The organism is Herbaspirillum lusitanum P6-12 (assembly GCF_000256565.1).
In the GTDB taxonomy this organism is placed as follows: domain Bacteria; phylum Pseudomonadota; class Gammaproteobacteria; order Burkholderiales; family Burkholderiaceae_D; genus Herbaspirillum; species Herbaspirillum lusitanum.
On record NZ_AJHH01000397.1, the window covers coordinates 1 to 24,499 of the forward strand.

Below are 24,499 nucleotides of genomic sequence, written 5' to 3' on the forward strand. Positions count from 1 at the left end.
CCTGAAGGTCGGCGACATCGCCGACGTCTGCATCTTCGATCCGAAGACGCGCTGGACCGTCGAAGCCAAAGCACTCGCCAGCCAGGGCAAGCACACCCCGTTCCTGGGTTACGAGCTGCCGGGCGTGGTCAAGGCCACCATCGTGTCGGGGCATATCGCCTTCGAGCGGTGATTGCTGCAGCTTGACTCTTGCTTGATCGATGGTTGCTTTCAGGCAACCTTGATCTTGTTTTCCGCTTAAGCCGTTTTTCCGTCGACGACGACCTGATCACGACCTGATTACGCCATGTTCGTTTTCCGTTTGCTGCGCCTGATCGCGCATCTCTTCAAGGGCATGGCGGTCTGTGCCTTCCTGTTCCCGTTCACGTCCCAGCAGGGCCGCGAGGCGCATATCCGGCGCTGGTCGCGCAAGCTGCTGCGCATCTGCGGCATCGCGATCAGGATCGACAGTCCCTTGCCGATTCCACGTTCGCTGCTGGTGTCCAACCACGTGAGCTGGCTGGATATCTTCGCGGTCAATTCATTGCAGCCCTGCCGCTTCGTGGCCAAGTCGGAAATCCGCAGCTGGCCCCTGATCGGCTGGCTGTGCGCCAAGACCGGCACGATCTTCATCTCACGCGGCAAGGCCAGCGACGTGCGCCGCATCTTCAAGGGCATCGTGGAAAGCATCGAAGCGGGCGACCGCGTGGCGTTCTTCCCGGAGGGTACGACTGCAGCACAAGGCAAGCTGCTGCCGTTCCACGCCAACCTGTTTGAGGCGGCGCTGGACGCCAGGGTGCCGGTGCAGCCGTATGCGTTGCGCTACCTTGATGCACAGGGGAATTACCATGCCGCCGCCGACTTCATCGGCGACACCACCATTGTGGAAAGCATCCTGGCGGTGTTGCAAGCCGGGTCGATCACGGCGGAGCTGACGCAGTTGCCGAGCATTCCGACCGACGGCGCACATCGCCGCGAACTCGCCGTGACGGCGCGCAAGGTGGTTGCCGACGGACTGGGTTATGTCCCCGAAGATCTCATGCAAACTGCTCCGCCCGCGGGCAGTCCACCTGGAACAGCGCCCGATCCTCAAGCCGCACCGCAGTAAGCTTGCCGCCCCAGACGCAGCCTGTATCGAGGCCGATCAGATTGGGTCGCCGCGTCAGCCCGAGCGAAGCCCAATGGCCGAAGACGCAGGTGACCCCGGCGGTTTGGCGGCCGGGCATGTCGAACCACGGCAGATAGCCATCCGGCGCCGCACCCAGTCCTTCCTTGATCTTGAAATCGATGGCGCCGTCGGGTGTGCAAAAACGCATGCGTGTGAGCGTATTGATGATGCAGCGCAGGCGGTCGTAACCTTCCAGTTCATCCGACCAGACCGCCGGTTCATTGCCATACATGTGACGCAGGAAATCAATCCAGTCCGGACCACGCAACATGGCTTCGACTTCCTGCGCCAGCGCCATGGTCTTGGCAGCATCCCATTGTGGAAACAGACCCGCGTGGAACAGCAGGTGGCCTTGTTCGAACAGCGCCAGCGGACGGTGGCGCAGCCAGTCCAGCAATTCGTCGCGGTCGGGGGCGTTGAGGATGTCGTCGAGGGTGTCGGTGCGGTGTTGCGGGCGGATGCCCTGAGATACCGCCAGCAGGTGCAGGTCGTGGTTGCCCAGCACCGCCTTGGCGCGGGAACCCAGCTCGCGCAGGCGGCGCAGGGTTTGCAGCGATTGCGGACCGCGGTTGACGAGGTCGCCGACGAACAGCAATTGCGCATCCGGCGAAGTTTTCTCGATCAGGTCGAGCAGGTTTTGCAGTTGTTGGTTGCAGCCTTGGAGGTCGCCGATGGCGTAGGTGGGCATGGAATCTTGTTCAGTTAAAGGTGCAAGGGGTGAGCCGGATGGTAGCGACTTCTTCAATACTAAAGGGTATGTCTTGGCGACGGACGTCAATATCGTGTTGTTGATGCATCAAAAGATGATCTCCGGGCATGCAATTGTCATCGGGAATGCTTATCTATGCGCCTGAGCGGACGCGTTTGGACGTTTTGCCAGTAAAATTGCGAGTTAAACTGAATATTACGTGTAAACGAGGTAAAAAATGATGTTCGTGTCTGATTCATGGACAGCGTGCCATTGCCAACCCGCGCCACCCGCGGAGCCAGCCCCCCAATGACAAATATCCAGCGCAAAGGCATCATTCTGGCCGGTGGATCCGGTACCCGACTGTACCCCGTGACCCAAGCTGTCTCCAAGCAGTTGCTGCCGGTACACGACAAGCCGATGATTTACTATCCGCTGTCGACGCTGATGCTGGCCGGCATCCGGGACATCCTGATTATCTCCACGCCTTACGATTTGCCCATGTTTCAACGCTTGCTGGGCGACGGCAGCGCTTGGGGAATTTCCCTTTCCTATGCCGAACAGCCTTCGCCGGACGGCCTGGCGCAAGCCTTCACGATCGGCCGCAATTTCATCGGCGGTCATCCCTCAGCGTTGATTCTTGGCGATAATATTTTTTACGGCAACGAGTTTGAATCGCAACTGCGCACGGCTGATCAGCAAACGGATGGCGCGTACGTATTTGCCTACTACGTTACGGATCCCGAGCGTTACGGTGTGGTCGACTTTGACGAGCAGCGTCGCGCTATCAGCATCGAAGAGAAACCGGTGGTGCCCAAGTCAAATTACGCCGTGACCGGCTTGTACTTTTATGATCGACAGGTTTGCGACATTGCCGCCTCGGTCAAGCCGTCAGCACGGGGAGAGTTGGAGATTACCGATGTCAATCGCGTTTATCTTGAGCAAAACCAGTTGAGTGTGGCATTGATGGGGCGTGGCATGGCGTGGCTTGATACCGGCACGCATGAGTCTCTTCTGGATGCGGGCCAGTTTATCTCCGCGATAGAAAGTCGCCAGGGACTCAAGATTGCTTGCCCGGAAGAAATTGCGTTTCGGAAGAAATACATCTCCGCTGATCAACTTGAAGTGTTGGCGCAGCCTTACATTAAAAACGGCTATGGAAAATATTTGCTGAGCTTGTTGAACAGCAAAATTTTCAGTTTGCATTCGCCGGACTTGTTGTCACCTAAGACTAAAATTGAGAAAAGTAAATGAGCAAAGTTGCGTTGATCACTGGCGTTACCGGGCAAGATGGCGCCTATCTGGCCGAGTTGTTGCTGGACAAAGGATATGAAGTTCACGGTATCAAGCGTCGTACCTCCTTGCTGAATACCGATCGTATCGATCATCTGTATCAGGATCCGCATGAAAAAAATGTGCGTTTCAAATTGCATCATGGCGACTTGACCGACTCGACCAGCCTGATCCGCATCATTCAACTGGTGCAACCTGACGAGATTTACAATCTTGCGGCGCAGAGCCACGTTGCTGTTTCATTTGAAGAGCCGGAATATACGGCCAATTCTGATGCCTTGGGGGCACTCCGCATTCTTGAGGCTATTCGCATATTGGGATTGGAAAAGAAAGCCAGGTTTTATCAGGCATCGACCTCTGAACTATATGGATTGGTGCAGGAAATGCCGCAGAAAGAAACCACGCCTTTTTATCCGCGCAGTCCTTATGCTGTTGCCAAGCTCTACGCCTATTGGATTACTGTCAACTATCGTGAAGCCTATGGCATCTACGCCTGCAATGGCATCTTGTTCAACCACGAAAGTCCAATTCGCGGCGAGACTTTTGTCACCCGCAAGATTACCCGTGCACTGGCACGAATCAAGCTGGGTTTGCAGGATTGCGTCTATCTTGGCAATCTTAATGCAAAGCGTGATTGGGGACACGCCCGTGACTATGTGGAAATGCAATGGTTGATGTTGCAGCAGGAGCAAGCTGAAGATTTCGTGATTGCCACTGGTGTGCAATATAGCGTACGCGACTTCATCAATGCGGCTGCCAAGGAAATCGACATCGAGATCCGCTGGGAGGGCGAGGGTCTTGAGGAGAAGGGCTATGACGCAAGTGGGAAATGCATCGTTGCCGTTGATCCCCGCTACTTCCGTCCCGCAGAAGTGGAAACATTATTGGGCGATGCCAGTAAGGCCAAACAGAAATTGGGCTGGACGCCGAAGACGACGTTCGCTGAGCTGGTTCAAGAAATGATGAGAGAAGATTTAAAGTCTGCTGAGCGTGATGAAATTGTTAAGCGTCATGGCTACAAAACCTTCGAAAACCGCGAATGAGTTGCCATGTCTGCCATCGATAAACAATCCAAAATATACGTTGCCGGCCACCGCGGTATGGTGGGCTCTGCCATCACGCGACGGTTGCAGAATGATGGTTATGGCAACCTGGTCGTGCGCACGCACGCCGAGCTGGATTTGCTTGACCAGGCTCGTGTTCGGGAATTTCTGGGCAGGGAAAAGCCGGACTACATATTTTTGGCGGCGGCCAAGGTCGGCGGTATTCTGGCCAACAACACCTATAGGGCTGATTTCATTCACCAGAATCTGGTGATGCAATCCAATGTCATCTCCGGAGCGCATGAGGCTGGAGTACGGCGGCTCATGTTTCTAGGGTCTTCTTGCATCTATCCGCGTGATTGTCCGCAACCTATCCGGGAAGAGTATTTGTTGACCGGACCGCTGGAAATCACCAATGAGCCTTATGCGATTGCCAAAATCGCTGGTCTCAAAATGTGTGAGTCCTATAACCGGCAATATCAGACCGAATATGTGACTGTCATGCCGACCAATTTATACGGACCAAACGACAACTTCGATTTGGCAACCAGCCATGTATTGCCGGCATTGCTGCGCAAAGCACACGAAGCGAAATTGGGCGGCGAAAAACGGATGGTGGTTTGGGGTTCCGGAAAGCCGATGCGGGAATTCCTGTATGTCGACGACATGGCCGATGCCTGCGTTTTTTTGATGGAGCAGGGTGTCAGGAACGGCGCTTACAACGTTGGCACCGGAGCGGACGTGACTATCCGTGATTTGGCACGGGCCATTTTGGAAACGGTGGGATTCGATGGGGAGTTGGCTTTTGATGCCAGCAAGCCTGATGGAACTCCCAGGAAGCTGTTGGACGTTTCATTGCTTGCCTCATTGGGGTGGCGAGCAAAAACGATGTTGGATGAAGGATTGATAAAAACCTATCAGCACTATTTATCTCTCAATCAGTAATTGTTTTTTTGATAATTTACGATGAGTGTTCTGTTCGCCAAATTTCCGGCTGCTGTTTGAATTATTGCCCATCGATCCAAATTCCTCTTGATTCTATCTTGCGGCGATGGTCCAATACCAATGTTCAGTTCATGAACGCTGTGCGCAGCGTTTCTGCCATCCGGTTCATTCGCGTCTTTGGATTTTTATGCTCAGTGAAGAATATCGATACAAGATTCTGAAACGTCTGGGAAGCCAGCCGGAGACCAGCCAGCGCGAACTGGCGCGGGACCTCGGTATCAGCCTCGGGAAGGTCAATTTTTGTTTGAATGCCTTGATAGAAAAAGGTTTGATCAAGGTTAACAACTTCCAGGCCAATCCCAATAAACGTGGCTACATTTACCTGCTGACACCCAAGGGCATAGAAGAAAAAACATTGATTACGATGCTATTCCTGAAGAGCAAGGTGCGTGAGTATGAAAGCTTGAGTCACGAAATCGAAGATCTCAGATCTGAAGTTGAGCGATTGCGTCTGTCTGACAACTACTGATCGTCCTATATAACAACCACTATTGAACATGACAATTCCTTACGGTCGCCAAGATATCTCCGAGGCGGATATCGATGCAGTAGTAAATGTTTTACGCTCCGATTTTCTGACGCAGGGACCAGTAGTTCCTGCATTTGAAAGCGCGGTTGCCGCTCATTGCGGTGCGGCTTACGCGATTGCCGTAAATAGCGCTACATCTGCATTGCATATTGCCTGCCTTGCTCTGGGTGTTGGTGCAGGCGACCTGGTGTGGACAACACCCATCACTTTTGTTGCTAGCGCCAATTGCGCGCGATATTGTGGGGCGGAAGTCGATTTCGTCGACATTGACGCGGTGACCTACAACCTGAGCGTTGATCGTCTCGAAGAGAAGCTGATTCGTGCGGAGGCTGCCGGGAGACTGCCGAAGGTTGTCATCCCCGTACATTTGTGTGGTCAGCCCTGTGACATGCAAGGCATTCACGCGCTTTCAAAAAAATATGGATTCCGCATTATTGAAGACGCCTCCCACGCCATCGGTGGACGTTATAAAGAAGAACCTATCGGCAATTGCCGGTACAGCGACATCACTGTTTTCAGTTTTCATCCGGTAAAGATCATCACCACGGGGGAAGGCGGCATGGCGGTGACCAATCACCGGCAACTTGCCATTCATATGGCGCGCTTGAGAAGTCATGGGATCACCCGAGATCCGGCAGAAATGACGCATGCTCCTGATGGACCCTGGTACTACCAGCAGATCGAACTGGGTTTCAACTACCGCATGACGGATATTCAGGCGGCGTTGGGTTTGAGCCAGATGCAGCGTCTGAACGAGTTCGTCGCCAAACGGCACGAACTGGCCAGGACTTACGATGAGCTTCTGAAAGACAGGCCCGTCACGACACCCCTGCAGCACGAAGATGGCTATTCAGGGTTGCACTTGTACGTTATCCGGCTGAAGCTGGATGCGATCCATGCCACTCATCGCGAAGTGTTCGAGCGACTGCGGGTTTCCGGTATTGGTGTCAATCTTCACTACATTCCTGTTTACAGGCAGCCTTATTTTGAGCAGCAAGGATTTGATCCTGCCGACTTCCCCGAGGCTGAAAAGTACTACGCCGAGGCGATTACCTTGCCCATGTTTCCTGCGCTGACGCATGCCCAGCAAGTGGAAGTAGTGCAGCGCCTGACAACCCCGATTGGCCACCAGACACTTTTTTGATTTGTTGTTTATGAATCGTCTAGCGCTTGGCACCGTTCAATTCGGTCTGCCTTATGGTATCGCTAATCATGCCGGTCAAGTTGGCCGTGAAGAGGCTTCGGCCATGTTGCGGTTGGCCGAAGAAAACGGCATCGATACGTTGGATACAGCGATTGCCTACGGAGATAGCGAGCGCTGCCTGGGCGAGATAGGCTGTGGGTCATTCAAATTAATCACAAAGCTGCCCGGCATTCCAGACGCTTGTGCTGACATCGGGAATTGGGTGGGAGATCAGCTTGCCAAGTCCTTTTCCCGTTTGTCGGTTGAGCGTGTCTATGGCCTCATGTTGCATCGTCCGGAGCAATTGTTGACACATGATGGCGCCCGGATTTTTTCTGCTTTGTCCGACATGAAGGCCGAAGGAAAAGTGCAAAAAATCGGCATCTCGGTGTATAGCCCTGCTGACCTGGACACGTTGATTGCCAAGTTCAATTTCGATATTGTTCAGATCCCATTCAACCTGGTTGATCGCCGGATGCATCACGCGGGTTGGTTGCGAAAGCTCAAGGAACTGGGGATTGAGGTGCATGCGCGTTCGGCTTTTCTGCAGGGCTTGTTGCTCATGTCGGAGTCGTCCATCCCTTCCAAATTTTCAATATGGACCGGTATCTGGCAGCGATGGCATGCATGGCTGAACCAGCATGATGTGACTGCGGTTCAGGCATGTCTGGCATTTTCACTGTCTTTCCCTGAAATCGATCGCGTTGTCATCGGTGCCGATTCGACAGTCCAATTGACTGAAATCATTGCTGCGGCAAAGAGAACGGCTTCATATGACTTCCCCGATCTGAGTAGTGACGAGGAAAATTTCGTTAATCCAGCAAAATGGTCCGCTTTATGAAAATAGTCGCTTTGGTTCAAGCACGTATGGGCTCGACACGTCTCCCCAACAAGGTGATGAAACCGATGGACGGCGTGCCGATGATTGAGTTGTTGCTGGCGCGTTTGTCTCGTTCCGAGGAAATTGATCAGATCGTGGTCGCGACATCAGTTGATGAACGCAATCGACCATTGGTGGATCATGTTCGCCGACTGGGATATGCCTGTGAGCAAGGCAGTGAAGATGATGTTTTGGAACGTTTCGTTGATGCGGCCAAGGCGCACCAGGCTGACGTGGTTGTGCGCATCACCGGGGATTGTCCGTTGGTGGATTTTCAATTGGTTGACGAGGTCATCCGCGGCTATAAAAATGCGAATGTCGATTATTTCAGCAACATTGCTCCACCAACTTACCCGGATGGACTGGATATTGAAGTATTTTCTTTTGAAGCCCTGACGACGGCTTTGCAAGAGACAGACACTCCGTTCGATCACGAACACGTAACACCTTATCTGCGTAGTTCAAATCGCTTCCAAACGGCATCGTCAAGCAACGATATTGACTTGTCCGGCTTGCGCTGGACTGTAGATGAACCCGCCGATTTTGCAGTGATTGAAAGAGTATTTACGCATTTTTTTCCCCGTATAGACTTCAGTTGGCGCGAAGTGCTTGCTCTGCAAGAATCGCAGCCTGAAATTTTTGAACTCAACCAACATTTGATTCGTAACGAAGGAGCAACAATGGGCACCGGTCAGAAGCTTTGGAAGCGCGCCAAGCAAGTCATCCCCGGGGGCAATATGCTGCTCTCCAAGCGGGCAGAGATGTTTCTCCCTGATCTGTGGCCGGCCTATTTCAGCAAAGCCAAAGGCTGCAAAGTCTGGGATCTCGATGGCAATGAGTATATCGACATGTCGATCATGGGCATCGGTACCAACACCTTGGGCTACGGCCATCCGGAAGTGGATGACGCAGTAAGGCGCACTATTGATGCCGGCAACATGTCTACCTTCAATTGCCCGGAAGAAGTCTATCTTGCCGAAAAATTGATAGAGCTGCACCCATGGGCCGATATGGCGCGTTTCGCGCGTTCCGGTGGTGAAGCAAATTCCATTGCCATCCGTATTGCGCGTGCCGCTTCCGGAAAAGACAAGGTTGCCATTTGCGGTTATCACGGCTGGCACGACTGGTACCTGTCCGCCAATCTTGGCGACGACAAGAATCTTGCAGGACATCTGCTGCCAGGCCTGGAACCAAACGGCGTGCCGCAAAGCTTGCGAGGCACGGTGTTCCCATTCAATTACAACAATTTTGAAGAGCTTCAGGCTTTGGTCGACCAGCACGACATCGGTGTGATCAAAATGGAAGTCGTGCGCAACTTCGGTCCTGAAAATGATTTCCTTAAAAAGGTACGTCAGCTTGCGACCGAGCGCGGTATCGTGCTGATTTTTGACGAATGTACTTCCGGTTTTCGCCAGACCTATGGCGGTATCCACAAAATGTATGACGTCGAACCTGACATGGCAATGTTCGCCAAGGCTTTGGGTAACGGTTATGCCATCACGGCCACCATCGGCAAGCGTGAAATCATGGAGGCGGCACAAACCACTTTCATCAGCAGCACCTTCTGGACGGAGCGTATTGGCCCGACCGCTGCCCTGGCGACTTTGGATGTGATGAACCGTCTCAAGTCGTGGGAAACGATTACCAAGACAGGACTTGATATCACGGAGCGATGGAAAAAGCTGGCAGAAAAACACGGCTTGTCGATCAGCACCAATGGCCTGGCTGCGCTGACTGGATTCGGCTTCCAAAGTTCGAATGCGCTTGCCTATAAAACCTTGATTACACAAGAGATGCTGGCCAAAGGCTATCTGGCAGGAACCAGTGTTTATGTTTGCACCGAGCATACGCCGGCAGTTGTGGATAATTTCTTTGAGGCTCTGGATCCGATTTTTGGATTGGTTAAAGAGTGCGAGGATGGTCGCGACGTAATGAGCCTTCTCAACGGACCGGTGTGCCATGGTGGCTTCAAGCGATTAAATTAGTTGACGACGAAGATTGAAGTGGCGCATACGATGAATATCGCATTTAGAGTTGATGCATCAGATCAGATTGGAACCGGACATCTGATGCGTTGCTTGACTCTTGCCGACATTTTTCTCGGAAGAGGTGTTCGGGTTCAATTCATCTGTCGTGATCATTCGGGCAATCTCGTTGCACTGCTCAAAGACCGGAATATACCGGTACTTGTATTGCCTCGACCCGCGGAGCGGGCCTCTCAGCATTCTGAAGACTACGCAATGTGGCTTGGCGTTTCGCAAATTGAAGACGCGGGGCACAGTATCGATGCACTCAATGGAGAAATTCCTGACTGGCTGATTGTCGATCACTATGGTCTGGATGTGGAGTGGGAAAGGAAAATTCGCCCATTTGCCAAGAAAATCATGGTGATCGATGATTTGGCCAACCGGGTCCACGAGTGTGACGTTTTACTAGACCAGAACTATGCGCTCAATGATCAGCGCTATGTTGAATTGCTACCCGTTTCGTGCCAATCCCTATTGGGGCCGCGGTATGCATTGCTTCGTCCTGAATATCGGCAGCACCGGGAGAGTGTTTGCCGTGGCGGGACTGTTGGAAAAATACTGATATTTTTTGGCGGAACTGACTCGTTCAATTTGACGGCATTGGTACTGACTGTATTGAGCCTCCCCGAGTTTTCTCATATCGAAGTTGACGTGATCGTCGGTGCAAACAACAAACACCGGGTACAAATCGAAGCAATCTCGAATGCGAGACCTCGTACGGTGCTGTATGGTCCCCGCAGTCACTTGGCAGATCTCATGGCCAGTGCCGATTTGTCGATAGGTGCAGCGGGAGGGACTACTTGGGAGCGCATGTGCCTGGGACTTCCATCACTGGTGATATCTGTAGCAGAAAACCAACTTCCGGGTGCGCGATCCTTGGCAAAGCAGAAGCTCATCAAATACGTTGGGCATCATTCTGACAATGTATCGGAGGCGCTAAAGCGTGATCTACATTATTTGATCAACGATGAATCCGAGTTGAGACAACTGACAGTGCGGAACCAGCAATTGGTTGACGGAATGGGCGCAATGCGCGTTGTAGAAGCCCTGAGTCCCAGCCCCGAAAAGCAATTCAAGCTCAGGAGAGCTGCAGCTCATGATATTTTTCTCTATTACGATTGGGCGAATGATCCTGCGGTTCGTAGCAATGGATTTAGTTCGGAACCAATTGCCTGGGAGGTTCACGAACAATGGTTTCAGGGGAAAATAGAAGATGCCGGAAGCTATTTGTTCGTCCTGGAAGTCTCAGGGCTACCAGTGGGACAAGTTCGTTTCGAGCGACGTGAGGACGATTTGAATATAGGATATTCGCTTGATACGGTCGTCCGTGGGCGGGGTTGGGGGAAAGCTTTGATTGTTCTTGGCATATATTCGTTGATGAATTTGAATTCATCTCGGCTTCGTGCTGTGGTCAAATATGAAAATTTCGCGTCCAGAGCAGTCTTTCTTGGCTTGGGTTTTTTAGAGGAACCGAACCCTTCTGGTCATCAGTTTGATTACTACTTGAACTTCACGCAGAGAGTCGAAGTAACAGAGAAATTCCTCAGGCTCGGCGATATTTGAATTCGTGAAATCGAAGTTCGCCGTGAAGCCTCTGTTCCGTGCCGAGGAAGTCTCGACGGCACAAACACGGCCCGTTATCTATTGATTCGGGTTCGCGTCAAATTGTGATCCATTTTTTTGGTGTTGGTACTGAGAGAAAAGAATGAAAATAGGTAATCGAGAAATAGGACTGGGGCATGCACCCTTCGTTATTGCCGAGATGTCCGGCAATCACAATCAATCGTTGGAGCGGGCTTTGGAAATCGTCGAAGTTGCTGCCAAGACCGGTGCCCATGCGCTGAAGATTCAAACCTATACGCCGGACACCATGACGCTGGATCTTGATGAGGGCGAGTTTCACATAGGGGATCCAAATAGTCTGTGGGCAGGGACGTCGTTATACAAGTTGTACGGTGAGGCATACACACCATGGGAATGGCATAAGGCTATTTTCGACCGTGCGCAAGAGTTGGGAATCATCATCTTCAGCACGCCTTTTGATGACACTGCTGTCGACTTTCTCGACGATTTGAATGTTCCTTGCTACAAGATTGCGTCGTTTGAAAATACAGATTTACCGTTGATACGTCGCGTCGCGGCGACCGGTAAACCAGTCATTATTTCGACCGGTATGGCAACGGTGGCCGAATTGGAAGATACGGTCAATGCCGCACGGCAAGCAGGATGCACGGATTTGATTTTGCTTAAATGCACCAGTACTTATCCTGCGACGGCAAAGAATACGAACATTTTGACAATTCCGCATATGCGCCAATTGTTCAATTGTGAAATCGGTTTATCCGATCACACCATGGGGGTTGGCGTTTCTGTCGCCAGTGTCGCGCTGGGAGCCACTGTCATTGAGAAACACTTTACGCTCAGTCGGGCTGACGGAGGTGTCGACAGTGCATTCTCAATGGAACCCGCGGAAATGGCTCAGCTGGTTTTGGAGACTGAACGTGCGTGGGAGGCGTTGGGGCGTGTGAGCTATGGCCCTACGGAGGCCGAAAAAAAATCGCTTCAGTACCGACGCACTTTGTATGTTGTCAAAGATATGAGCGCCGGAGATCTTCTTTCGTCAGACAATGTTCGAGCGATTCGGCCTGGATCCGGATTGCAGACAAAGCACTTGCCGCAGATACTGGGTAAGGCAGTCAAGAGCGCTGTGAAACGAGGCACGCCTGTCTCTTGGGATTTGATTTGATTCGCTTCTCTGACACCCTCAGGGAGCTCCATGAGTATATCTATTTTGCTTTTGATCGTCGGTTGTGACTGGTTAAGGCACTCTGTATTGTTTGAAAGAAGTGAATGGCTTTTCTAGCTAAGATCAAAGAACGAATTCGCAAGGAGATGTTTTTACCCTCGTGTTTGGGCGTAATTGTCAATCCGTTCTACATCATTAGAAATGGGCTATACAAAGAAATAAAACATTTTTCACCTTTGATGCAGGGGCGTATTCTCGATTTCGGATGTGGATCAAAGCCCTATGAAGAGTTGTTTGTCAACGCGGAGCAATATATTGGAGTCGACATCAAAGTGAGCGGGCACGATCATGTCGCCAGCAAAGTCGACTTCTTTTACGACGGAAAAACCTTGCCCTTTGATTCCAGCTATTTTGACGGACTGGTTTCGTTCGAAACTCTTGAGCATGTTTTTGAACCCGACAGCATTTTTTCTGAGTTGAATCGTGTGTTGAAATCGGGTGGCAAGTTGATGTTGTCGGTTCCTTTTGTTTGGGACGAGCACGAAACCCCATATGACTTCGCGCGTTACACGAGTTTTGGAATGTTGCATTTATTGTCCAAGCACGGATTTGAAGTTCTTGAGTATGAAAAAACGACAACTTATTTTTTGACGATCTGCCAGATGTTTATTGCGTACTTGTACCAGCATGTCTTGCCAAAAAACAAATGGCTCAAGCAACTTTCTCAGCTTGTTTTTATCTTTCCGCTTACGGTATTGGCCTTGGGCCTGAACATGATTTTTCCCCGTAGATACGATTTTTTTTGTAATTCTGTAATAGTCGCCCGTAAGAATTGATACTAAAAAATATTCGGCATGAGACGGAGCTTTGAACTATAAATTGCGACCAACGAAAAAAGATGGGGGATGGCAGGAATATCTTGTCCGATTGAAGGCTTGTCTTGTTGTGACGTCACGTGAGTCGCCCAAATGTTGGAATGCTGCCCTTGGCACTTCACAGGGAAATTAAATTTTTTGTTCGATGGGGTATCCCATATTTCATAATAGTTACCATGCCTACCAATCACGCTGCTCACATGCAAAACATAGCCCGACCTCTTATTTCCGTAGTCATCCCTGTATATAAGGCTGAACGTTGTTTGGATGAATTGTATCTTCGCCTGAAAAATGCCTTGGAGCAAGTTTCCTCAAGCTTCGAAATCATACTGGTGGAAGACTGCGGAGGGGATCGCTCATGGGAAATGATTGGGGCACTTGCTGCATCCGACGCGCGTGTGCGGGGTATCCAGTTCAGTCGCAATTTTGGCCAACACTATGGCATTACAGCAGGACTGGATTGCTGCAGGGGCGATTGGGTGGTGGTTATGGATTGCGACTTACAGGATCGGCCGGAAGAAATACCACGTCTCTATGCCAAGGCGCAAGAAGGCTATGATGTCGTCTTGGCCAAGAGGGGTGTGCGGCGAGATCCTTTGGTGAAGCGAATTACTTCCCACGTCTTTTACAAGCTGTTCAGTTACTTGGCAGACGTCAAATATGACGGGGATAGTGGTAACTTCCGCATCATGTCACGAAAGGTTGTAGAGAATTTTCGCCGTATGGGGGAGCAGCTTCGTTTCTTTGGCGGACTGGTGCAGTGGATGGGGTTTCCCACCTCAAGTATTGAGGTCCAGCATGCAGAGCGTTTTGCCGGGAAATCCAACTATACCTTTGCCATGTTGTGGAACATGGCTTCGGAAAATATTATTGCCCACTCGGACAAACCGCTGCGACTGGCGGTGCGTTTCGGTTTTTTGATGGCATTGTTTTCCTTCGTTTATGGTGCCTATATTTTGGGATATTCCTTGATATACAGCTCGCCGATTCAAGGTTGGAGCAGTCTGATCGTGTCCTTGTATTTTATCGGTGGCGTGATCATTACGATTTTGGGAATTTTGGGTATTTATCTCGGCAAGACATTTGATGAGACCAAAAAACGCCCTCTCTATATCATCAGGAGCGAGGTGGGTTTTACATCAAACATGGTTCAGGAAAGTCATGAAGTCTAGAGCCCTGCTAATTACCGGCGCAAACGGATTCCTGGCGCGCGCAGTGGTTCGTCAACTTACTGGAAATTGGATACCGGCCGCGCTGGTGCGACCCGGAACGACTGCTTCACCAGACTACGACAGTAGTCACGACTCTGTGGATGATTTGGTCAGGGATTTGAAGTCGATTGACGCCATTTTGCATCTGGCTGCCTGCGTTCCGTCTCCAGCCAATGGCGCTCCTCCCGAACTGGAAGCTGTAAATGTCGAGTTGGTCAAAAAACTTGTAAGGGAGTATCCGGACGCACACCACGTGCTCTCATCCTCGGTGTCGATATATGGAACGCCGGTATCACTGCCGTTGTCAGTGGTGTCCCAACCGAACTCGCCAAATGCTTACGGACTCTCAAAATTGAAGGCGGAGAGCCTCGTGAGGGAGACTTCGAAACACACCATCATCAGATTTTCGTCTCTGATAGGTAGCGACATGAAGCCCGGTACGTTCATTCAGGCGGTTGTGGCCTCGGCGCGAGCAGGGCAGATCAATCTTGTCGGCAATGGAGAGCGATTGCAAAACTACCTCGACCTCGATGATGCGGCGCAAATGTGTTTGCAGGGAGCTGTCAGCGAGAAGTCTTCTACTGTTCTGGGAATAGGTGCCAGATCTTACAGCAACAATGAAGTCGCCAATATATTGGCGCGGCTGACGGGGGCCGCTGTAGTTCACAGTGGCGCCGATAGCAGTCCTTCTTTCGTGTATGACGTCGACCATGCCATGGATATTGGTCGTCCTTTAATCAGCTTGGCAGATAGCCTTGAGAAAATGGTGCAACGAGCATGAAGTCTATTTTAGTAACAGGTATTGGCGGAGTGGTCGGCCAGGGGATTTTGAGAAATCTGCTCGCCATGAATCTGAACGTCCCGGTTGTGGGGACGAATACTGTGAAGATCAGTGCTGGCAATCATCTCTGTGACCATGTCTATGAGGTCCCCTTTGCCTACGATGGGGACTACGTTGCCACGATAAAGGATCTGGTGACTCGACATGAGGTTGGCCTTGTCATTCCAAGTACCGACTATGAGGCTTACTACCTGTCGCTCAATGAAGAGGCATTGTCTTGCCGGGTCGCAGCATCACCTCCGGAAGTTACCGGTTTTTGCCTGGATAAGTATTTGAATTTTCAAGAATTTGAAAGTGCGGGTCTGCCATTTGCACAATCGTCTCTTCCATCGGCCTATCGGGGCGAATTTGCGAAGACGGTGGTCAAGCCCCGGGAGGGGAGGGGCTCCCGCAATATCGTGATAGATCCTGCGCGGCCGACTGATTTCGGCGATGACTATGTTGTTCAGGAATATCTCAATGGGCCAGAACTAACCACTACGTTCTACGTATTGCAGACGGGCGGTTTGCATGGCCTGATCACCATGGAACGAGAACTCGAACAAGGAAATACTGCACGCTGTGAGGTCGTTTTTGATCATGACGAAACCCTCCTTGGCATGATCAGGCGAATTATTGCGCGTTTTCCTTTCAAGGGTTCTTGTAACATTCAGAGTCGTGTCACCAGGAATGGCGTTATTCCATTTGAAATCAACTGCAGAATCTCGGGGACCAATTCGGTAAGATCGCAACTGGGATTCAATGACGTGGCCTATACGGTACAAGAACTGTTTTTGAATCAGCTCCCTGATCAGCCTCATATTTTGAAAGGCAGTGCCATCAGAATTATTCACGACGTCATCTATCCGGACAAATCTCTTTCGGAGATATCCAATAGCAATGACCATTTCTGGACTTTCTAGTTATATGGAAATCAAAGCTATTTTTTTTGACGTCGCCAATACACTTCTCCATAAGCCACAGTTGTATTCGACCATGCGCGACGTTTTGTTAAGTCATGGCGTTGAGGTGCCTCATGCCAAGTTGGTTGCCGCACACCGTTTTCTGTCTGAAGCAGTGGTTTTCCCGGACCGGACATCCCGGCAGTTTTATCGGGATTTCAATAGTCACCTGGTACGATCTTTTGGTGTCGTCCCCGCGGAAGAGATTTTGGATGCGCTGTTTTCCGCATGCAGCTATCTTCCCTGGCAAGCCTTTCCCGACACAGACTTTCTTCCGTCAGTCAAATTGCGAATGGGCGTGCTCTCGAACTGGGATACTTCACTCAGAGAAAAATTGCCACTCATTTCCGGAGTCCATTTTGAATGGATTCTTGGCTCGGAAGAACAGGGGCGACGCAAACCGGATCCGGATTTCTTCAAGGAAATACTGCGTGTGACAGGCCTGCAATCTAATGAGATTATCTATGTGGGCGATTCGATGCGACTGGATATTGAGCCGGCTTTGCGTTTGGGCTTGAACGCCATATTGATTGATCGTGATGATCTTTATCCACATTCGAACGTAAAGTGCATCAAAAGCCTTCACGGAATTGCCGGGCACCACGTGTCGTGAGCCAACGGCTCCATAAGTCCTAAATTAAAGAAAATAAATTGAAATCAACCGTATTTCACCAGTCGATACATTTGCTGGAGCAAGACTTGCTTGCGGCAGATGATGTTTGTCCTTTTTGCGCAGCTACTGAAAGAGTTCTGCTAACTTTGTTACAGCGGAAGCCGGATGTGGCGCTTGTGCATTGCCGTCGTTGTCATGCATCTTCGGCGTCGAGGATGCCAACATCGGAGGCTTTGGAAAAATATTATGCCAATTACTATGGTGGGAAAGACGAAAAAATAACGGTTGATGCGCCGGCACGAATAGCACTACATATCTATAAGCATGCAAAGTTTGCTGCGACTCGTCCTGAGATATCAATTCTTGATTATGGCGGAGGCGACGGTTCCATTTCTGTGGAGCTCGCCAAGTTCTTTGTGAATCAGGGAATCAAAAAGGTAAGTATTGCCTTGATTGACTACGACCAAAGTACGCCAAAGTCAGCGGGTGAGAATATACACGTTCGTCGTTTCAGCGATCTTTCTGAAATAGAAGATCAGTCGATGGATATCGTTATTGCGAGTGCTGTGATAGAACATGTTCCGAATCCGCGTCCTGTAATTGATAAGCTATTTGGAGTATTGAAAGTCGGTGGTGGCTTTTATGCGCGTACCCCCCATGTGTTTCCGTTGATGAAGCTGGCATCGATAGTCAATGCAAAGTTCGACTTTACCTATCCGGCGCATGTCCACGATTTGGGCGCGAAATTCTGGAATAACATCTCGGATTGCTTAACCGGTGGCGGGAAATATCAGATCATTCGTTCGACGCCGTCTCTTGTAGAGACGTCCTTTCAAGAACATTTTCTGCGTACACTGGCCGCCTACGTGCTGAAAATACCCGGGTATGTTTTCAAGGAGCAGTACGCTTTGGTAGGTGGATGGGAAGTATTTATTCGCAGGCGGTCCTAAGCAAGCGGAAAGATCCGTCTTCCCGAATAGACGGGGAGATGAGAAGAGATGCGCCTGACCATGGAACTCAGAAAATCAAGGCAATACAACTGACGGAATATCTTGGATGAAAATTTTATTGAGTGTTTTACCGATTGCTTTGTTGGTGGCGTACAGCCAGATTGTCGTCAAATGGCGAACATCAAGTCTGGGTGCTTCTGCCTTTGATGGTCTTGGGCTGCGAGATCGCATATTGCACTATTTGTCTGACCCGCTCTTATTGTCGGCCTATGCCGCAGCGCTATTGGCATCATTCATTTGGTTATTTGTGGTTGCCAAGTTACCGCTGGCGATTGCTTTTCCTATTTACATTGGCGTTACCTTTGTTCTTGTGATCGCCGGAAGTTGGATGTTTCTATCGGAAAACATTACTCCGCTGAGATTTCTGGCGGCTGCTTTAATTCTCTCAGGAATAGCTTTGGGAGTAAGAAATTGAGTGAGGCAATGCCAAACCTGAAGTCGATCGACACATGGCTGGAGGGGGTTCGTGAGTATATTGCGGTGCAGGCGCCCGAAATTCTCGGTGTGCTTGATCTTTACATGGGTGAGGCCCGGTTTGGGCGCAAGTATATTGATAGCGATCTCGCGACGATTTCATCGACGGCAACTATTCTGGAAGTTGGGGCAGGGTCATTGCTCCTGAGCTGTCAGTTGGTTCGTGAGGGTTTTCAGGTTTCGGCCCTGGAGCCGTTAGGCGATGGTTTTTCGCACTTTGACAAGTTACGAAATCTCATCTTGGAGCATGCTCGAATAACCGGTTGCGTGCCAACCCTGTTGAATTTGCCGGCCGAGAAATTGAGTGTGAACAGTTTTTTTGACTATGCATTCTCGATCAATGTAATGGAGCATGTCAATGACATGCCGGGTGTCGTTGTAAAAGTATCAAACGCTCTTAAGAACGGCGCCAGATACAGATTCACTTGCCCCAATTATTTGTTCCCTTACGAGCCTCATTTCAACATTCCGACGCTCTTCTCAAAGAAACTGACAGAGCATTTCTTTGCCGGAAAAATTTTTGGTCGTCAGGATGTTCCAGATCCCGTCGGCACGTGGAAATCTCTCAATTGGATTACCGTGCCTCTGGTGGTGAGCGGCGTTAAAAAGGTGCCCGATCTGCATGTCCGCTTTAACAAGAAATTACTGGTATCCACCATTGAGCGAGTGGCGACGGATCCACAGTTTTCTGCAAGACGTTCCAAGTCAATGCGTACAGTCCTTTCAGCTTTGGTCGCATTGCGCCTGCATTCTTTGTTTGCTCTGATACCAGCTACTTTGCAACCGATTATCGATTGCACCATAACAAAAAATCCAAATGTAATCGGAAAGACTAGCTAATGGCCCAAATCACCAGTGGAATCCGCTCCATATTGTCTCATCCAGCAATCTATTCCACCTTTCAGAACATCATGGGGGTGCACGCGGTACGCGCAGCCTTGGTGAGCGCTGCGATACGGCCGGAACCAGGAATGCACATTCTGGATATTGGATGCGGCCCTGCCGAGATTCTTGAATATCTGCCCGGCTCCAGGTATTGGGGATTCGATATCAGCGAACCTTACATTGAGCAGGCACGGACACGTTTTAACGAGCACGGCCATTTTTATTGCAAAATGTTCACTCCGGACGATTTGGAATATCTTCCAAAATTCGACGTGGTGCTTGCGATCGGCCTTTTGCATCACCTGGATGATGAAACTGCACGATCACTGCTGAAATTGACCAAGGCTGCGTTGAAGAGCGGCGGCCGTCTCGTTACTCTCGATCCTTGCATCCACGCCGGACAAAATCCTATAGCCCGGTTCCTGATCTCTCTCGACAGAGGGCAAAACGTTCGCAATGAAGTGCAGTACCGGCAATTGGTATCGGGGATATATTCCAATTGCAGCGTGGAAATTCGGCAGAAGCCGGGAATCCCGTATACCCATTGCATCATGGAATGCCGGAATTGAAACTGTTTGTTGAAGTGGATGGCGCCGATACGGCGGCCGTTTGCGAAGACCAGGGCCTGAAAATATCTGCCCGTGGAAGTGATAACCAAGAGATACAGTGCCTGAGGGCGATAGGAACGATATGACAATTCCATTTAATCGGCCATATATGGTCGGCAAAGAGCTGGATTACATCATCCAAGCCAAGCAAGGGAATATGCTGGCCGGAGATGGCCCTTTTACAAAGCGCTGCCATCAATGGATAGAGACCAATACCTCGTGCGCGAAAGCTCTCCTGACGCACTCTTGCACCGCGGCATTGGAAATGGCCGCGCTTCTGCTGGATATCAAACCGGGGGATGAAATCATCATGCCTTCGTTCACGTTTGTTTCTACGGCGAATGCATTTGTATTGCGTGGTGGCGTGCCTGTATTTGTGGATATTCGTGAGGACACTTTGAATCTTGACGAGCGTCTGATCGAAGCCGCCATTACCACTCGTACGAAAGCGATTGTCCCTGTTCACTATGCCGGAGTAGCTTGTGAAATGGATACGATCATGGATATCGCAGTCCGTCATGGCCTGCGTGTGGTGGAGGACGCTGCCCAGGGTGTTATGTCCAAGTACAAAGGCAAGGCTTTGGGCAGCATCGGAGATTTTGGCGCATTCAGTTTTCATGAGACCAAAAATGTGATCTCGGGAGAGGGCGGGGCATTGCTGGTAAATGATAAGTCGGCAGCTTTGCGCGCAGAGATAATCCGAGAAAAAGGTACCGATCGCAGTCGTTTTTTCAGAGGCGAAGTGGATAAATACACTTGGCAGGAGGTCGGTTCATCTTTCTTGCCTGGAGAACTGATTGCTGCATTTTTATGGGCGCAACTCGAAGAATCCGAAACGATAACAGCGCGACGACTGCATAGCTGGGAGCACTATCATGCGGCGCTGGCATCGCTCGAAAGCAAGGGTGTTCTGCGCCGGCCGGTCGTTCCAGACGCATGTCAACACAACGCCCATATGTACTATGTCTTGTTGGCGCCGGGAATAAATCGTCAACAGGTGTTGGCTGAGTTGAAACGAAATCAGATCAATTCAGTATTTCACTATGTCCCACTACATTCATCGCCTGCAGGACTGCGATATGGACGAGCACATGGGGAATTGAACTGGACAGTTACGCAATCTGAGCGTTTGGTCAGATTGCCCATGTTTGTCGGACTGGAAGAATCGCAACAGGATCGGGTGGTAGATATTTTTGCTCGCGCTACCTCATGACGGTGAAGGTGGCTCTCGTCAGAGGAAACACCGACGATTCGCAGCAGAAATATATTGTCCGACTTGAGTCAGAAATATAAAGTATTTCGGAGTACGTTGACAGTGTTGTCCAGGGAAGCGGGCAACGCTCAGTCGGGGTACTACAACATCCAGTAAAAAATAATGAATATAGATACGTCTCACCCGGTAGCCGATAATTTGTTTCTGAAGTATGGGCTAGTCACCTTCACTTTTAGCGGGTTGTTCGTCAGTATTTTTGGCGCAGCGTTGGTTGGTCAATGGGAGCAGAAGTCAGTATTTCTTCTCGCTTCTGCTATCAACATCTATTTCGCTCTTGCCATCTGGGCTGGCGTGAAAAGGTTTCATAATTTTGGCATTGCGATACTCTTGGCGATTGTTCCATGCGTTCTGTCCCTCCTTTTCAAATTCCAGTATCTGATTCCAGCATTATCCATCCTGTATTTATATTTTCTGATTCGTTCGTTCAGCCATTCTGGCAACTTCCCTAAAGTTGCATTCATCGGGCTTCCTTTGGTTGCCGTTGGCTATGCCTTGATCATATTGGGCACTCCGCAAGCCACTGACATTTTTTTTCCATCGAAGATGTTGGTTGGGCAATTCAGTACTGACTCTTTCTTTCATATGGCAATAGCTTCGATGATTGAGCAGTTTGGGCAGGTCAGTATTGGCGCACACGGTCTTGTTCCAATCAAGTACTACACTCTCTCACATTACTTCTTTGCCTCAATCGCCTATTTGGGGGGGGTGCCGGTTCTTGCCAGTTATTCGGCAATGTACAGCATCGTGTTAATTCCCCTTTTGTTTTTGTCGATATCTGCAGTTGCAGAAGGCATCTCTGATTCCAGAAGCATTGGCGAATATATCGTGCGTCAGTTTTTCATCGGTTTGATTTTTTCGGGTTTTCTCGGCTACGGACCGAGCGATCTTTTCGCGCGCTACGCGATGTGGACCTCTTTTTTTTCGTCGGAATCGTACACGCTCTCAATCATCTTGCTGTGTGCCATGTTGTCGCTGTTGAATATCAAGCGCTTTGGAGTTCACCTGATCGCGGTTTGCGCATGCATTGCATTGATGTGTCAGGCGAAGGCCAGCACGGCGGTAATTGCATACGGCCTATATGCGGCGCATCTTCTGTTTTTCAGTTCATTCAAATACAAGCAACGGCTGATTGTGTTTGCGGTGTTTACGCTGGTTATATTGGTTTGTTTTAAATCAATTACACCTCAGACATCAGAAATGTTGAAAATTGATTACTTTGACTTTGTAAAAAATTATGTCCATGTGCAAGACCCCGGGATGTTGAAAGATGTCTCTCTCGGAGATTTCGGATTCTGGGGATTGCTGCTTAAATTTTCCGGTGTATTTTTTTTCTTCAGCTGGATTTGCCTTGTTCTTGTTGGCAACGCGACATTCTTTTCGCAAGGAACTCAATTGCTCAATGCGAAAGCACTCGTCTACAACGGTGTCGCTTTGTGCGGGGCGTTTGTCGCCGTAGTCTTCATGGTACTGCCAGGAGGTGCGGTATATTATTTTGCAAACGTCTCGATGTTTGTAGCATTGCCATTTATTTTGATTTATATGGGGGCAAGCTTCCGCGTAGCAGGCCACAAACACAAGCTGTTAAGCATCTCCGCGATAATTCCGCTACTTGTGGTGTGCATTGGTGTCCATCAGTTGAAACCGCAGGCATTGGCATTCTATGACTTGGCACGACACAAATCTGAGCGCCTTCCGGTCACGGACGAGAACGCAAGATTCGCAGACTATTTGCATCAATTGGAATCTGTACGGCAAGCAGATGAAACCAAAAAAATGCTGGTATACATTGCGAAAGACAATGTCAATTTTTGGGATGCGCCGACTACTACGCCGTGTTTTTCCAAGACTTTTGCGATGGTCGCAGTTTCGGAGCGGCCCGCGCTATTTGGTCTTCAAGACAAATCGCGCTGTGAGGTCTTTTTCTATGGATTTAACAGCTATCCAGACGAGCTGTACAAGCTGAGTTCTCGGCAAAAAATATCAGAGAAGGAGTTGCTCGGAGAAGCAAAGCGCTTGGGTTTCGACGGGTACGTAGAGGTCACTCAAACAGGATGGAATGCACATCGTGCGAAGTGAGTTTTTCAGGTCGCCAAAACCATTCTAATTGCTGCTATCTGAACGGTGTGCAATTGCAGCGACTTCCTTCTTGAGACAGTCTGCGCCTGCGTGGTGGCTATCTTCGAATTCGCTGGCGGTACAGCCAGGAATTTGGGGATTGCGCAAGTTGACAAATGAAGATCCGTGCCGATAAGCCAATTCTTTCATCCGAGCATCGATGAAATTGAGCTTGCTTTGAACGTGTTCATTTGCAATCAACGAGTTGTATGTGGTCGGGTGGTAGACGGGGGCAATCAGGACAATCCTATGCCCACGCTTAGTCAGTACGTTCATGATGGTTGAAAGCCTTTGCACCACGTCAGTATCTACTTGTTGCCACTCCCGCATGCCGTGAGTGTTACGCTCCAGATAGGTACTGGACAAATAGGAAATTTGTTCTTGAGTGAGAGAAAAACGCGGACAGCCAAAAAAATGGCCGTCTTGTGCCCGCAGATAAAGTTCAGATTTCGTACTGCTGCAGAGCTTATCGAGTGAAGGGCCCACCGCTATCAATTTTGGCTTGTCCAGGTAAGTGACATCACCCAAGTGCGTCTTGAAATACAGCAGGCTCTCACGAGTTGTCACGTAGCTCAGGCGATCTTTGGCGCGACTCCAAAAAGATGAATATCCTTTGATTGATCGAAAAATATCTCCATGGTCAATTTGATATGACGTAAATGGTTGGATCGCGCTCGTCCATCGATCTGATTTTTCCTTTGCATTGAAAAACCAGGGGTCCATACCCATCCAGATTTCGAGATGCGGGCAGTTACTTTGTTCTATCAGATGTGTCGTTGCCTCAAAGTCCTCGATGGATGGCGCTGCCATCCATCCATTGAGAAATTTTCGTTTGGGGAAATTGCTACTGTCTATTCCTCCCAGGGTGCTGCTACTCAGGATCAGCACTTCAGGACAGTCTTTGAGTTGCATCGAGTCAAAACGGGCGTTAAGCCAAATCCGTTGATCGAACAGGCGATCCCATGTCAGGACTTGATTTTCTTTTTGGCTTTGACTCAGTTCGTAAACAAAATTACCTGATTGTTGGCCAGCGATGTCAACGTAAGTATTGAACACGAATGTGGCGAAAATGAATGAAATAAAAATTCCAAAAAAGATTTTCATTTATTTGT

Annotated in this window: 23 protein-coding genes and 1 pseudogene; 22 read left to right on the top strand and 2 right to left on the bottom strand. The window is 49.9% G+C overall.

The annotated features are described in order from the left end of the window. Positions 1 to 172, top strand: a pseudogene (locus HLUSI_RS32660) (dihydroorotase); the annotation flags it as partial. Between the two features lie 114 nt (positions 173 to 286). Next, positions 287 to 1,087, top strand: a complete 801-nt coding sequence (locus tag HLUSI_RS0112750) for a lysophospholipid acyltransferase family protein (protein WP_016834338.1) — start codon at positions 287 to 289, stop codon at positions 1,085 to 1,087. Here HLUSI_RS0112750 and HLUSI_RS0112755 read toward each other — a convergent pair. Next, on the bottom strand, positions 1,017 to 1,835 hold the full coding sequence (locus HLUSI_RS0112755) for a symmetrical bis(5'-nucleosyl)-tetraphosphatase (RefSeq protein ID WP_016834339.1): 819 nt from the start codon (positions 1,833 to 1,835) through the stop codon (positions 1,017 to 1,019). The genes HLUSI_RS0112750 and HLUSI_RS0112755 overlap by 71 nt on opposite strands. Before the next feature lie 309 nt (positions 1,836 to 2,144). On the opposite strand from HLUSI_RS0112755, the gene rfbA reads away from it, so the two are divergent. From rfbA to HLUSI_RS0112865, 20 genes are all read left to right on the top strand, one after another. Beyond that, on the top strand, positions 2,145 to 3,089 hold the full coding sequence (gene rfbA, locus HLUSI_RS28455) for a glucose-1-phosphate thymidylyltransferase RfbA (protein ID WP_016834341.1): 945 nt from the start codon (positions 2,145 to 2,147) through the stop codon (positions 3,087 to 3,089). Then, entirely contained in the window at positions 3,086 to 4,171 is a 1,086-nt protein-coding gene (gene gmd, locus HLUSI_RS0112770) for a GDP-mannose 4,6-dehydratase (RefSeq protein WP_016834342.1), read from the top strand. Before rfbA ends, gmd begins: the two co-directional genes overlap by 4 nt. 6 nt (positions 4,172 to 4,177) lie before the next feature. Then, a complete protein-coding gene (locus tag HLUSI_RS0112775) occupies positions 4,178 to 5,116 on the top strand; it encodes a GDP-L-fucose synthase family protein (protein ID WP_016834343.1) in 939 nt (312 codons plus the stop codon). Between the two features lie 106 nt (positions 5,117 to 5,222). Next, complete coding sequence (locus HLUSI_RS0112780; protein WP_238533993.1) at positions 5,223 to 5,645, top strand: MarR family EPS-associated transcriptional regulator; 423 nt, start codon at positions 5,223 to 5,225, stop codon at positions 5,643 to 5,645. 28 nt (positions 5,646 to 5,673) lie between these two features. Further along, a complete protein-coding gene (gene pseC / locus HLUSI_RS0112785) occupies positions 5,674 to 6,849 on the top strand; it encodes a UDP-4-amino-4,6-dideoxy-N-acetyl-beta-L-altrosamine transaminase (protein ID WP_016834345.1) in 1,176 nt (391 codons plus the stop codon). Further along, positions 6,827 to 7,729, top strand: a complete 903-nt coding sequence (locus HLUSI_RS0112790; RefSeq protein WP_016834346.1) for an aldo/keto reductase — start codon at positions 6,827 to 6,829, stop codon at positions 7,727 to 7,729. Before pseC ends, HLUSI_RS0112790 begins: the two co-directional genes overlap by 23 nt. Then, positions 7,726 to 9,753 (top strand): aminotransferase class III-fold pyridoxal phosphate-dependent enzyme, encoded by a 2,028-nt coding sequence (locus HLUSI_RS0112795; RefSeq protein WP_029363466.1) that lies wholly within the window; start codon positions 7,726 to 7,728, stop codon positions 9,751 to 9,753. The genes HLUSI_RS0112790 and HLUSI_RS0112795 overlap by 4 nt, the downstream gene beginning before the upstream one ends. Positions 9,754 to 9,783: 30 nt before the next feature. Further along, positions 9,784 to 11,358, top strand: a complete 1,575-nt coding sequence (pseG, locus tag HLUSI_RS28460) for a UDP-2,4-diacetamido-2,4,6-trideoxy-beta-L-altropyranose hydrolase (protein WP_157137846.1) — start codon at positions 9,784 to 9,786, stop codon at positions 11,356 to 11,358. A 142-nt stretch (positions 11,359 to 11,500) separates the two neighbouring features. Next, a complete protein-coding gene (gene pseI / locus HLUSI_RS0112805) occupies positions 11,501 to 12,541 on the top strand; it encodes a pseudaminic acid synthase (protein WP_016834352.1) in 1,041 nt (346 codons plus the stop codon). Positions 12,542 to 12,645: 104 nt separating this feature from the next. Then, on the top strand, positions 12,646 to 13,377 hold the full coding sequence (locus tag HLUSI_RS0112810; protein WP_016834353.1) for a class I SAM-dependent methyltransferase: 732 nt from the start codon (positions 12,646 to 12,648) through the stop codon (positions 13,375 to 13,377). A 215-nt stretch (positions 13,378 to 13,592) separates the two neighbouring features. After that, positions 13,593 to 14,588, top strand: a complete 996-nt coding sequence (locus HLUSI_RS28465) for a glycosyltransferase family 2 protein (RefSeq protein WP_202946936.1) — start codon at positions 13,593 to 13,595, stop codon at positions 14,586 to 14,588. Beyond that, positions 14,578 to 15,408 carry an NAD-dependent epimerase/dehydratase family protein gene (locus HLUSI_RS31600; protein ID WP_029363468.1) on the top strand — a complete coding sequence of 277 codons (831 nt, stop codon included), beginning with the start codon at positions 14,578 to 14,580 and terminating at the stop codon, positions 15,406 to 15,408. Before HLUSI_RS28465 ends, HLUSI_RS31600 begins: the two co-directional genes overlap by 11 nt. Next, complete coding sequence (locus HLUSI_RS0112825) at positions 15,405 to 16,370, top strand: ATP-grasp domain-containing protein (RefSeq protein WP_016834358.1); 966 nt, start codon at positions 15,405 to 15,407, stop codon at positions 16,368 to 16,370. The genes HLUSI_RS31600 and HLUSI_RS0112825 overlap by 4 nt, the downstream gene beginning before the upstream one ends. A gap of 4 nt (positions 16,371 to 16,374) precedes the next feature. Then, a complete protein-coding gene (locus HLUSI_RS0112830; protein ID WP_016834359.1) occupies positions 16,375 to 17,022 on the top strand; it encodes an HAD family hydrolase in 648 nt (215 codons plus the stop codon). A gap of 38 nt (positions 17,023 to 17,060) precedes the next feature. After that, entirely contained in the window at positions 17,061 to 17,972 is a 912-nt protein-coding gene (locus tag HLUSI_RS0112835; protein ID WP_157137847.1) for a class I SAM-dependent methyltransferase, read from the top strand. A gap of 106 nt (positions 17,973 to 18,078) precedes the next feature. Then, positions 18,079 to 18,447: a DMT family transporter gene (locus tag HLUSI_RS32665; RefSeq protein WP_016834361.1), complete on the top strand. Its 369-nt coding sequence runs from the start codon at positions 18,079 to 18,081 to the stop codon at positions 18,445 to 18,447. A gap of 8 nt (positions 18,448 to 18,455) precedes the next feature. Continuing rightward, on the top strand, positions 18,456 to 19,346 hold the full coding sequence (locus tag HLUSI_RS0112845; protein ID WP_016834362.1) for a class I SAM-dependent methyltransferase: 891 nt from the start codon (positions 18,456 to 18,458) through the stop codon (positions 19,344 to 19,346). Further along, the gene (locus HLUSI_RS0112850) at positions 19,346 to 19,960 is read left to right on the top strand and encodes a class I SAM-dependent methyltransferase (protein WP_016834363.1); all 615 of its coding nucleotides are present in this window, start codon (positions 19,346 to 19,348) and stop codon (positions 19,958 to 19,960) included. The genes HLUSI_RS0112845 and HLUSI_RS0112850 overlap by 1 nt, the downstream gene beginning before the upstream one ends. A 121-nt stretch (positions 19,961 to 20,081) precedes the next feature. Beyond that, on the top strand, positions 20,082 to 21,212 hold the full coding sequence (gene rffA, locus HLUSI_RS0112860) for a dTDP-4-amino-4,6-dideoxygalactose transaminase (protein WP_029363470.1): 1,131 nt from the start codon (positions 20,082 to 20,084) through the stop codon (positions 21,210 to 21,212). A 162-nt stretch (positions 21,213 to 21,374) separates the two neighbouring features. Next, positions 21,375 to 23,348: a hypothetical protein gene (locus HLUSI_RS0112865; protein WP_040503448.1), complete on the top strand. Its 1,974-nt coding sequence runs from the start codon at positions 21,375 to 21,377 to the stop codon at positions 23,346 to 23,348. Positions 23,349 to 23,372: 24 nt separating this feature from the next. Here HLUSI_RS0112865 and HLUSI_RS0112870 read toward each other — a convergent pair whose 3' ends face one another. Further along, complete coding sequence (locus tag HLUSI_RS0112870) at positions 23,373 to 24,491, bottom strand: SGNH/GDSL hydrolase family protein (RefSeq protein ID WP_016834366.1); 1,119 nt, start codon at positions 24,489 to 24,491, stop codon at positions 23,373 to 23,375. Positions 24,492 to 24,499 lie beyond the last annotated feature (8 nt).

What these genes read in the sequence shown, in the direction of transcription:
- HLUSI_RS0112750 (WP_016834338.1), top strand. Translation starts at nt 287, where the DNA reads ATGTTCGTTTTCCGTTTGCTGCGCCTGATCGCGCATCTCTTCAAGGGC.
- HLUSI_RS0112755 (WP_016834339.1), bottom strand. Translation starts at nt 1,835, where the DNA reads ATGCCCACCTACGCCATCGGCGACCTCCAAGGCTGCAACCAACAACTG.
- rfbA (WP_016834341.1), top strand. Translation starts at nt 2,145, where the DNA reads ATGACAAATATCCAGCGCAAAGGCATCATTCTGGCCGGTGGATCCGGT.
- gmd (WP_016834342.1), top strand. Translation starts at nt 3,086, where the DNA reads ATGAGCAAAGTTGCGTTGATCACTGGCGTTACCGGGCAAGATGGCGCC.
- HLUSI_RS0112775 (WP_016834343.1), top strand. Translation starts at nt 4,178, where the DNA reads ATGTCTGCCATCGATAAACAATCCAAAATATACGTTGCCGGCCACCGC.
- HLUSI_RS0112780 (WP_238533993.1), top strand. Translation starts at nt 5,223, where the DNA reads ATGGTCCAATACCAATGTTCAGTTCATGAACGCTGTGCGCAGCGTTTC.
- pseC (WP_016834345.1), top strand. Translation starts at nt 5,674, where the DNA reads ATGACAATTCCTTACGGTCGCCAAGATATCTCCGAGGCGGATATCGAT.
- HLUSI_RS0112795 (WP_029363466.1), top strand. Translation starts at nt 7,726, where the DNA reads ATGAAAATAGTCGCTTTGGTTCAAGCACGTATGGGCTCGACACGTCTC.
- pseG (WP_157137846.1), top strand. Translation starts at nt 9,784, where the DNA reads ATGAATATCGCATTTAGAGTTGATGCATCAGATCAGATTGGAACCGGA.
- pseI (WP_016834352.1), top strand. Translation starts at nt 11,501, where the DNA reads ATGAAAATAGGTAATCGAGAAATAGGACTGGGGCATGCACCCTTCGTT.
- HLUSI_RS0112810 (WP_016834353.1), top strand. Translation starts at nt 12,646, where the DNA reads ATGGCTTTTCTAGCTAAGATCAAAGAACGAATTCGCAAGGAGATGTTT.
- HLUSI_RS28465 (WP_202946936.1), top strand. Translation starts at nt 13,593, where the DNA reads ATGCCTACCAATCACGCTGCTCACATGCAAAACATAGCCCGACCTCTT.
- HLUSI_RS31600 (WP_029363468.1), top strand. Translation starts at nt 14,578, where the DNA reads ATGAAGTCTAGAGCCCTGCTAATTACCGGCGCAAACGGATTCCTGGCG.
- HLUSI_RS0112825 (WP_016834358.1), top strand. Translation starts at nt 15,405, where the DNA reads ATGAAGTCTATTTTAGTAACAGGTATTGGCGGAGTGGTCGGCCAGGGG.
- HLUSI_RS0112830 (WP_016834359.1), top strand. Translation starts at nt 16,375, where the DNA reads ATGGAAATCAAAGCTATTTTTTTTGACGTCGCCAATACACTTCTCCAT.
- HLUSI_RS32665 (WP_016834361.1), top strand. Translation starts at nt 18,079, where the DNA reads ATGAAAATTTTATTGAGTGTTTTACCGATTGCTTTGTTGGTGGCGTAC.
- HLUSI_RS0112845 (WP_016834362.1), top strand. Translation starts at nt 18,456, where the DNA reads ATGCCAAACCTGAAGTCGATCGACACATGGCTGGAGGGGGTTCGTGAG.
- HLUSI_RS0112850 (WP_016834363.1), top strand. Translation starts at nt 19,346, where the DNA reads ATGGCCCAAATCACCAGTGGAATCCGCTCCATATTGTCTCATCCAGCA.
- rffA (WP_029363470.1), top strand. Translation starts at nt 20,082, where the DNA reads ATGACAATTCCATTTAATCGGCCATATATGGTCGGCAAAGAGCTGGAT.
- HLUSI_RS0112865 (WP_040503448.1), top strand. Translation starts at nt 21,375, where the DNA reads ATGAATATAGATACGTCTCACCCGGTAGCCGATAATTTGTTTCTGAAG.
- HLUSI_RS0112870 (WP_016834366.1), bottom strand. Translation starts at nt 24,491, where the DNA reads ATGAAAATCTTTTTTGGAATTTTTATTTCATTCATTTTCGCCACATTC.